8 protein-coding genes and 1 riboswitch are annotated in these 8,836 nt (G+C 71.7%); of the genes, 2 read left to right on the forward strand and 6 right to left on the reverse strand.

All coding sequences use genetic code 11. The annotated features are described in order from the left end of the window. Positions 1-97: 97 nt before the first annotated feature. From ACFUN8_RS36050 to ACFUN8_RS36065, 4 genes are all read right to left on the reverse strand, one after another. Positions 98-1,126, reverse strand: coding sequence for an NlpC/P60 family protein (locus ACFUN8_RS36050; protein WP_383647312.1), 1,029 nt, complete (start codon positions 1,124-1,126; stop codon positions 98-100). A 308-nt stretch (positions 1,127-1,434) separates the two neighbouring features. Then, entirely contained in the window at positions 1,435-2,460 is a 1,026-nt protein-coding gene (locus ACFUN8_RS36055) for an NlpC/P60 family protein (RefSeq protein WP_383647315.1), read from the reverse strand. A gap of 337 nt (positions 2,461-2,797) precedes the next feature. Continuing rightward, a complete protein-coding gene (locus ACFUN8_RS36060) occupies positions 2,798-4,159 on the reverse strand; it encodes an NYN domain-containing protein (RefSeq protein WP_383647317.1) in 1,362 nt (453 codons plus the stop codon). 35 nt (positions 4,160-4,194) lie between these two features. After that, positions 4,195-4,437, reverse strand: coding sequence for a hypothetical protein (locus ACFUN8_RS36065; protein ID WP_354607100.1), 243 nt, complete (start codon positions 4,435-4,437; stop codon positions 4,195-4,197). A 232-nt stretch (positions 4,438-4,669) separates the two neighbouring features. On the opposite strand from ACFUN8_RS36065, the gene ACFUN8_RS36070 reads away from it, so the two are divergent. After that, positions 4,670-5,380, forward strand: a complete 711-nt coding sequence (locus ACFUN8_RS36070) for a rhomboid family intramembrane serine protease (RefSeq protein ID WP_383647320.1) — start codon at positions 4,670-4,672, stop codon at positions 5,378-5,380. Continuing rightward, a complete protein-coding gene (locus ACFUN8_RS36075; protein WP_383647323.1) occupies positions 5,377-5,658 on the forward strand; it encodes an Lrp/AsnC family transcriptional regulator in 282 nt (93 codons plus the stop codon). Before ACFUN8_RS36070 ends, ACFUN8_RS36075 begins: the two co-directional genes overlap by 4 nt. Positions 5,659-5,680: 22 nt before the next feature. Here the strand turns inward: ACFUN8_RS36075 and ACFUN8_RS36080 are convergent, their stop codons facing one another. Together ACFUN8_RS36080 and trpD are read right to left on the reverse strand one after the other, a co-directional pair. After that, complete coding sequence (locus ACFUN8_RS36080; protein ID WP_383647325.1) at positions 5,681-7,048, reverse strand: aminotransferase class V-fold PLP-dependent enzyme; 1,368 nt, start codon at positions 7,046-7,048, stop codon at positions 5,681-5,683. Positions 7,049-7,302: 254 nt separating this feature from the next. After that, a riboswitch (SAM riboswitch) is annotated at positions 7,303-7,420 on the reverse strand. A 177-nt stretch (positions 7,421-7,597) separates the two neighbouring features. Further along, a complete protein-coding gene (gene trpD / locus ACFUN8_RS36085) occupies positions 7,598-8,665 on the reverse strand; it encodes an anthranilate phosphoribosyltransferase (protein WP_383647328.1) in 1,068 nt (355 codons plus the stop codon). Positions 8,666-8,836: the final 171 nt, after the last annotated feature.

The raw sequence follows: 8,836 nt of genomic DNA on the forward strand, positions 1-8,836 counted from the left end.
CGCCCAGTACGAGGCCGATCCTCCGCCTTGCGATGCACCGCACCAGACGCCGCAGGCCCCGCCCTACGGGCGGACGGCGCTACTTTGAAGACAGGACCTAGACGCGGGTGACCGACGAGACCGGCATCATGCCCACCGGGTCGTAGCGGACCGAGGCGCCGGGGTAAGGCGCGTGCACCACCTGGCCGTTGCCCATGTACATCCCGATGTGGCTGGCGTCGTCGCGGTAGGCGACCAGGTCGCCGGGTCTCGCCTCGGAGAGCGGCACCTGCTGTCCCGCGTACCGCTGCGCCTGCGAGGTGCGCGGCAGGGAGACGCCGGCCTGCGCGTACGCCCACTGGGTCAGGCCCGAACAGTCGAACCCCGAGGGGCCGTTGGCGCCCCACACGTAGGGCAGGCCCACCACACCGCGGGCCGCGCGGGCCGCGGCAGCCGCCCGCGCCGACGCGGGCGCCTCCCCCGAGAGGGACAGCGGGCCGCCGTCGCGCCCGGAGCGCGAGGCCCGGTCGGCGTCCCGCTCGGCGTCCGGCAGCGCGTTCAGCAGCCGCCGCGCCTCGGCGAGTTTGGCCTCGACGGTGCGCTTGTGGCGGGCGACGGCGGCCCGGCTGCGCTCCAGTTCGGCGAGGTCCTTGGTCGCCTCGTCGCGCTGCAGGCCGAGCTTGCGCTGGGCCTGCCCGAGGTCGCGCAGGGCGAGCGCCTGGCGGTCGCTCAGCCGGTCGAGGGCCTCGGCCCGGTCGAGATAGCTGTCCGGGTCGGAGGAGAGCAGCAGCGCGAGCGCCGGGTCGAGCCCGCCGGAGCGGTACTGGGCGCCGGCGATCGAACCGAGCGCGCCCCGCATCCGGTTGACCCGCTCCTGGCCCCGGGCCGCGCTGTCCTGCACCCGGTTCACCCGCTCGCGCAGCACACCGGCCCGCTCGCCCGCCTCGTTGAACCGCTCGGTGGCCTTCTCGGCCTCCTCGAACAGCCGGTCGACGGTCGACCGGGTCGCCTCGGTCGTGTCCCGCGGGTCCGCGCTCGCCGGCGCCGTCCCGAGGGCGGCCGCGGCCGTGACCGCGGCGGCGGACAGGACCGTGACCCGGGTGCCCCGGCTGTGGCCGGGGTGTGAGGAACGACGATGGGACACCACAGGAAGCCGCACTTCCTTCCGCTGGACGCAACCGCGCAGCCCCTGCCGCCCGACGGGCGGAAACATGGCCGGGAGCTGCGGCGCAGCAGACAGTAACCGTGCGGACACGGAGTGACCAAAGACCGCGCCGGGCACAGACAGTGATGCCCCGCCGGAGACCACAGGTCACCGGCGGGGCGTGCGTCAGCGGGAGTAACCGGAGTTCGCCCGAACGGGCGGTCGCGGTCGTGTCCGTGAGTGTGCGTGGAGATCCGTACGGAACGGGCCCGTCCGGAGCGGATCCGCACGAAGCGGATCCGCGCGGAGCGTCAGACGCGGACGCCGAACTGGAAGCTGCCGGCCCACTCCATGGATTCGTACCGCACCACGGTGCCCGGCTTGGGCGCGTGGATGACCTGGCCGTTGCCGACGTACAGCGCAACATGGCTCAGACCGCTGAAGAAGACCAGGTCGCCGGGGGCGAGTTCGCCGCGGCCGATCTTCACGCCGTCGTTGACCTGGGTGTACGTGGTCCTGGTGAGGCTCACGCCCGCCTGGGCGTAGGCCCACTGGGTCAGCCCGGAGCAGTCGTAGGAGTTGGGCCCCTCGGCACCGGATATGTACGGCTTGCCCAGCTGGGTCTTGGCGGCGGCCAGCGCGGCGGCGGCCATGCCCGAAGAGGCCGACTCGTTGCCGAGGTTGACGCGCTCGTTGCCACGGGCCGCGCGCTTCGCGTCGTCGGCCTGGATCTGCGCGCGCTCCTGGGCGGTCAGCGTGTTGAGAAGCTTGTTCGCCGCGTTGAGCTTGGTCTGGACGTCCTTCTTCTTCTTGGCCAGCTCCGTGCGTGTGTCGGAGAGGTCCTTCAGCTTGAGGGTCGCCTCCTTGCGCTGCTGCGCGAGGGTCCGCTGCTTGGCCTGGATCTTCTCCAGCGCGCTGACCTGCTTGCTGCCCATCTGGTCGAGCACGGATGCCTTGTCCAGATAGTCGTCCGGGTCGGCGGAGAGGAAGAGCTGGAGGGCGGGGTCGATGCCACCGGTGCGGTACTGCGCGCTGGCCATCGAACCGAGGCCGGTACGGAGCTCGTTGAGCTCCTCCTGGCCACGGGCGACCTTGTCCTGCATCGCCTCGACCTGCTTCTCGAGCTTCTTTTCCTTCTCCTCGGCGCCGCTGTGCGCCTCGGTCGAGGCCTCGGCCTCGTGGTAGAGCTTGTCGACCTTTTCCTTGACGTCTTCCTTGGTCGGCTTCGGATCGGCCTGCGCGGCCTGGGACGTCAGGGCGACAGCTGCGGCTGCGGTCGCGGTGAGCACGGTCACGCGGGCGCGGCTCGGCTGCTTGGGACGACGGTGGGACGCCACGAAGGCGAGCTCCTTCTTCCTCGAGCCGCCTACCGGGTGTGGGGAGCGGGTCCCCGGCTCCATGCGGTCCAGTTCTCCCGGCGGGCCGGGAATCCGGTACTACCGGACTGAACTACACGAATTCGGCGGTTCCTTCGCCGCCACCCCGGATGGGTGATCAACCGCGCGAAGGTTCGAGGCCTGACCCTAGTGACCTTCTTGTGATCAGTTCAAATCCTGAAGGGAAAAAATTTCGCCGCGGAGTGGTTTCTTCACATACATCGCACGGACAGTGATGAACAATTGACGCTGTGGTGCGACATGGCATGACCAAATGCCGCATTGGCCACAGGAGTTACTAGACGCGCGAAAGCCGCTTCAGCAACAAGGCGGACGCGACGGGTCGCGCGCCGGCCCGCGCCACTCCGTCGGCGACCTCACGGTCGGTGGAGACGACCACCACCGGACGCCCCGGCGGCTCCGCCCGGACGAGCTGACGGATCAACTCGTCCGCCGTCACCCCCGGCTTGGAGAACAGCACCCGCACCCCGCGCGGCGGCGCGAGCAGTACGGGGGCGGCCAGTTCGGCCCCGTCGAAGACACACGTCATCTCCGCGCCGGACTGCGCCGCGAGCATCGCGAGCCCGCCGAGCAGCCGCAGCCGCTGCTTCTCCAACGGCATCGTCGGATAGCCGGTCTTGGTGACGTTGTAGCCGTCGACGACCAGATGCGCCTGCGGCAGCGCCAGCAACTGGTCCAGCAGGGCGGGGTCCATGTCCGACAGCGCGCGGGCCGCGACGTCCTTGGGAGACATCCGGCCGGGCTCCACGGCGTCGACCAGATCGGCGGGGTGCGCGGCGGCCGGCGGCAGCGCCAGCTCGCGCCGCAGTCCCTGCGCCGACTCCAGGACGGTGTCCAGCAGCAGCCGTAGCCGCATGTCCTCCACCGAGCGCCCCTCGCGGGCGGCCCGGCGCCCCGCCTCCACGGCCGCCTCCGCCTCCGCGAGCCGGGCCTTGAGGCGCCGTGACTCGCTCACCGCCGCGGACAGCTGGGTCGCGGCCTCCGCGCGGGCCGTCTCGATCTCCGCGGCCGTACGGCGCAGGGCGGCCTCGCCGCGCTTCACGTCGCTCAGGGCGCTGCGCAGTTTGCGGTGCGTGGACTCGGCCTCCCTGCGGGCGGCGTCCAGCTCCGTACGGAGGCGCTCGGTCTCGCTCTTCGTCAAGGCGCGGGCCTGCGTCAGCTCCTCGCGCAGCCGCTCCAGCTCACGGCGGTTCTCCTCGTCGACCCGCTCGGCGTCGGCGCGCTGGACCTCCTCGCCGGCGGCGGCCACCAGCTTCACCCAGCCGACGGGGCGCAGCACATAGGCCGCCGCCGCCACGTCGACGGGATCGGCGGCCGGGGGCGGCGACCCCGATTCGACCGCGGCGGCCAGCTCGGGGTCCGCCTGACCGAACCGCTCGCCGATCCGCTGCCGGAACAGCGGGTCGCTCTCCAGGGCGGCCGCCATCGCGTTGCCCGCGAACCGGGCGCGTCTGGTCGGCGTGAAACGCGCGTACTGTCGTAGCTGCGCGGGCAGTTCGGTGACGGTCAGGCCGCCGAAGGCGTCCGAGACCAGCGCCACGACCCGGCGCCGCACTCCTTCGGGCAGCGGCCTGTCGAGCGCCTCGGCGTCGCCGCCGGCCGCACCGGCCGGCTCAGCGCCACTTGCGGGCTGCTCCACGATCCGTCACCCCACTACCCTTTCGGGCGGCTCCCTCAGGAACCGGCGCCCGGCCTGTCAACCAGTTCGATCTGATCCACCGCGTTGCACCAGCGGCAGCGGACGGACTCGATGGTCTCACTGACCACGTCGCGCTCCTCGACCTTCGACTGCCCGGCCAGGTCCAGATGGACGTACTCCACCACCTTGGACGAGCGCGTCACGTCGAACCGGGTGAGATTGCCGCACAGCGTGCAGCGCCACCGGGTGGCGTCGGTCGGCAAGGGAACCGTCGTCATCGTGCCGTCCTCGTTTCGTCGAGTCCTGATGTCCCGAAGTCCTGAAGTGCTGAAGTCCTGGTGCCCTGGTGTCCTGAATTCCTGCGGCCTTGAGGTCGAGCCTGCCGTGCTCGGGCCCCGGAGCGGCGCCGAACCGGGGAAGTACGCGCCCGTAACCCTACGGCCTCCCGCGTACGCCGTGTCGCGGCGAGGCGGTCCGTACCTGTCTGTCCGCGTACGGGATGATCCATGGATGATCAATTGGCGCGCGGCGGCCGGAGCGCCGGTGGTGACCTACGGTCTGATCGGCCTGTGCGCTCTGGCCTTCCTGACCGGTCCGCTCTCGGGGTTCAATCCCGCGTACGGGACGGGCGACACCCTGCTCGCCGCGCAGAGCGCGTACTTCGAACGCTGGGGGGTGATCCCCGACCAGCTGACGAGCGGTGACTCCCACGCGCTGCTCACCCCACTCACCGCGCTGTTCGTCCACGGCAGCTGGCTCCATCTGCTGGGCAACCTGCTCTTCCTCTACGTCTTCGGGGCGATGGCCGAGGAGCGGATGGGACGAGTGCGGTTCACCCTCTTCTATCTCGTCTGCGGATATCTCGCGCTGCTCGCCTACGCCGTGGCGAACGCGGACTCCGACCAGACCCTGGTGGGCGCGTCGGGCGCGATCTCCGGTGTGCTCGGCGCCTTCCTCTGTCTCTTTCCCCGCGCGCGGGTCACCAGCCTCTTCCCGTTCCTTTTCTTCCTGCCGCTGCGCTTCCCCGCCTGGATCGTCCTGATCTTCTGGTTCGTCCTGCAGTGGCTGGCGGCCCGGGACGCCGAGCCGGGCCCCGGCGTCGCGTATCTGGCGCATCTGGTGGGCTTCGCCCTCGGCTTCGTCGGCGCCTGGGGGCTCTTCCGGCGTACGGCTAGAGTGAAGCCCCGTCTCGTGGCCACCGAGGGAGAACGTCAACCGTGATCACCGCGATCGTGCTCATCAAGACCAGCGTCGACCGGATCCCCGAGATCGCCGAGTCCATCGCGGGGCTGGAGAGCGTCAGCGAGGTCTTCTCCGTCACCGGCACCTACGATCTGATCGCCATGGTGCGGGTCGCCAGCCACGACGACCTGGCGGACGTGATCCCCGGCAGCATCAGCAAGATCCCGGGCGTCGAGGCCACGGACACGCACGTGGCGTTCCGTACGTACTCCCAGCACGACCTGGAAGCCGCCTTCGCCATCGGCCTCGACGCCTAGCAGGCGTCCGGGCGACTGTCCGTCAGCCGCGGTCGGGGACGCAACGGCCGTCCTCGGTGCGGTAGTTCCAGCGGGCGCCGTCCCGGACGAGTTCCCCGACCGCGCCGATGAAGCGGGCCACGTGCTCGTCCGGCGTGCCGGCCCCGAAGCTGACCCGGATCGCGTTCAGCGACTTCTCACCGGGACCGGCGTCCGGCGCGCCGCACTCCCCCGGGTCCCCGGCGTCGCCGCCCAGCAGGGTCCTGACCAGCGGGTGGGCGCAGAACAGCCCGTCGCGTACGCCGATGCCGTACTCCGCCGACAGCGCGGCGGCGAAGTGGGAGCTGTTCCAGCCGTCGACGACGAAGGAGATGACGCCCACGCGGGGCGCGTCGTCGCCGAACAGTGAGAGCACCCGCACCTCGGGCACCTCCGCGAGCCCCTCGCGCACCCGGGCCACCAGTTCCTGCTCCCGCTCCACGAGCCGGTCGAAGCCCGCCTCGGTGAGCGCCTTGCAGGCCGAGGCGATCGCGTACACGCCGATGACGTTCGGCGATCCGGCCTCGTGCCGGGCCGCGGTGGTGTGCCACTCGACGTCCACACCGCCGTCGCCGCGGCGCGCGACCGTGCGGCTGGCGCCACCACCGGCGAGGTACGGCTCCGACTCCCGCAGCCAGTCGGCGCGGCCCGCGAGCACACCGGAGCCGAACGGCGCGTACAGCTTGTGCCCGGAGAAGGCCACCCAGTCCACGTCCAGCTCCGCGATGTCCACGGGGTGGTGCGGGGCGAGCTGCGCGGCGTCGAGGACGATGCGCGCGCCGTGGGCGTGCGCGGCGGCGGCCAGTTCGCGCACGGGCCACAGCTCGCCGGTGACGTTGGAGGCGCCGGTGACGCAGACCAGGGCGGGGCCCTTCGGGTCGCGTCCGGCGAGGGCGCGCTCCAGCGTGGCGACGGCCTCGCCGGGGGTGCGCGGCGCGTTCAGATAGCTGACGCGGGCGTCGCGCCAGGGCAGCAGCGACGCGTGGTGCTCGGTCTCGAAGACGAACACCTCGCAGTCGGCGGGCAGCACGGCGGCGAGCAGATTGAGCGAGTCGGTGGTGGACCGGGTGAAGACGACCTGGTCGTCCTCGCGACAGCCGAGGAAGTCGGCGACGGTGCGGCGGCTGTTCTCGAAGAGGTCGGTGGAGAGCTGCGAGAGGTATCCGGCGCCGCGGTGGACGCTGCCGTAGTACGGGGCGTAGGCGGCGACGTCGTCCCAGACACGCTGCAGGGCGGGGGCGCTGGCCGCGTAGTCGAGGGCCGCGTAGGTGACTTCGCCGCCGGTGACCAGGGGGACGGTGACATCGCGTCCGAGGACGGGCAGCGGCTGGTCGGTGGTGGTGCGGCTGAGGGCGTCGGTGGGTGCGGACATGGCGGTATCTCCCGGCAGGACGAGGCGGAAACGGCATCAGGACCCGACAGGCGGACGCGTCGTCGTGACGGCGGACGGCCGTGACGACGCGGGAGGCACTGCGGGGGTGGCGCTCACTGAAGAGGGCTCGGGCCCTTGTCTCCGGCGCGGGACGCACCGGAAGGGCCGAAGGCCCTATCGCATTCGCTTGCTCACGAGACTGCTCCCTTGAGGACCAGGACCCCAGGGATGACGACATCCGAACGATGTCCAGGGGTCCGCGCTTGCCGCAGACCTCGCTGCCTACGGCCTGGTCTTCACCCGGGGCACCCCGCCACGGACGGAGGGTTGCCGGACAGCGGGCCGGGGCCGTAGTCGCTGTCACTCATGACCTGGGGTGAGATTACCCCACCCGTACGCGACCGCCCAGACGGCGTCCGCGATACGGGACACGCCGGCGTGTGCGGCTCGTCCGCCACAGCTGTCCTCGATGGCCGGACGGGGTCACTTGCGCCCGTACGGCCATCGGGGACGAACCGGCCGCCGGCCGTTCTCGGCCGGCGCCTGCCGCTACGCGTTGCTCGCCGCCACCCAGCGCTCCAGCGCCTGCTTCGCCGCGCCCGAGTCCACCGCCGCCGCCGCCCGCGCGAATCCCGCCGCGAGCTGGTCGTTCAGCGTGCCGTCGGCCGGCTCCAGCGCCACCAGCGCCGCCGCCGCGTTCAGCAGGACCGCGTCCCGTACGGGGCCGGTCTCACCGGCGAGCAGCCGGCGCGCGACATCCGCGTTGTACGACGCGTCCGCGCCCCGCAGGGCCTCGACCGGAACCAGCTCCAGGCCGATGTCCCTGGGGTCGAAGGACTGCTCCGTGACCTGGCCGTCCCGAACCACCCATACGTGTGAAGTTGCGGTCGTGGTCAGCTCGTCCAGTCCGTCGTCGCCGCGGAAGACGAGCGAGGAGTTGCCCCGCTCGGCGAGCACACCGGCCACGATCGGCGCCATGCGGAGATCCGCCACGCCGACCGCCTGGGCGCGGACCCGCGCCGGGTTGGTGAGCGGCCCCAGGATGTTGAACGTGGTCTGTGCGCCCAGCTCCTTGCGGGCCTTGGCCGCGTACCGCAGCGCCGGGTGGAACTTCACCGCGAAGCAGAAGGTGATGCCCGCCTCCTCGGCGACTTCCACGACCCGCTGCGGCGTCAGCTCCAGATTGACGCCGAGCTTCTCCAGTACGTCGGAGGCGCCGCTCGCGGACGACGACGCGCGGCTGCCGTGCTTGACGACCTTGCCGCCCGCCCCGGCCACGACGATCGCGGCCATCGTGGAGATGTTGACGGTCTTGGCGAGGTCGCCGCCGGTGCCGACGACGTCGACCGTGGCGCCGGGCACCTCGATGGTCTTCGCGTGCCCGTACATGGCGCGTACGAGTCCCGAGACCTCGTCAACGGTCTCGCCCTTGGCGCGCAGCGCGACGGCGAAGCCCGCGATCTGTACGTCGGTGGCCTCGCCGCTCATGATGCGGTCCATGGCCCAGGCCGTGGCGCCGGCGTCGAGATCCTGGCCGCGCAGCAGCGAGTTCAGTACACCCGGCCAGGAACGAGCCGCCAGGGTGTCGCCTCCGGCCGGTGCAACAGCGCTGCTCATGCTCGCTCCTGGGGATCTGTGGACGGGTGCACGGCCTGCTGGCCCGTGCTGCCAGGCGTCAGCCTATCGGCGTCGACCGCGATCCAAGACCCGCTGCCCGAACTGCGGACAGCCGGGCCGCCGGAGCCGTACCCGGGACGTACGAGGGCCCCGGCCCGGTCCCCCGAAGGG

The sequence above is a fragment of the Streptomyces sp. NPDC057307 genome, from assembly GCF_042667665.1.
Classification (GTDB): Bacteria; Actinomycetota; Actinomycetes; order Streptomycetales; family Streptomycetaceae; genus Streptomyces.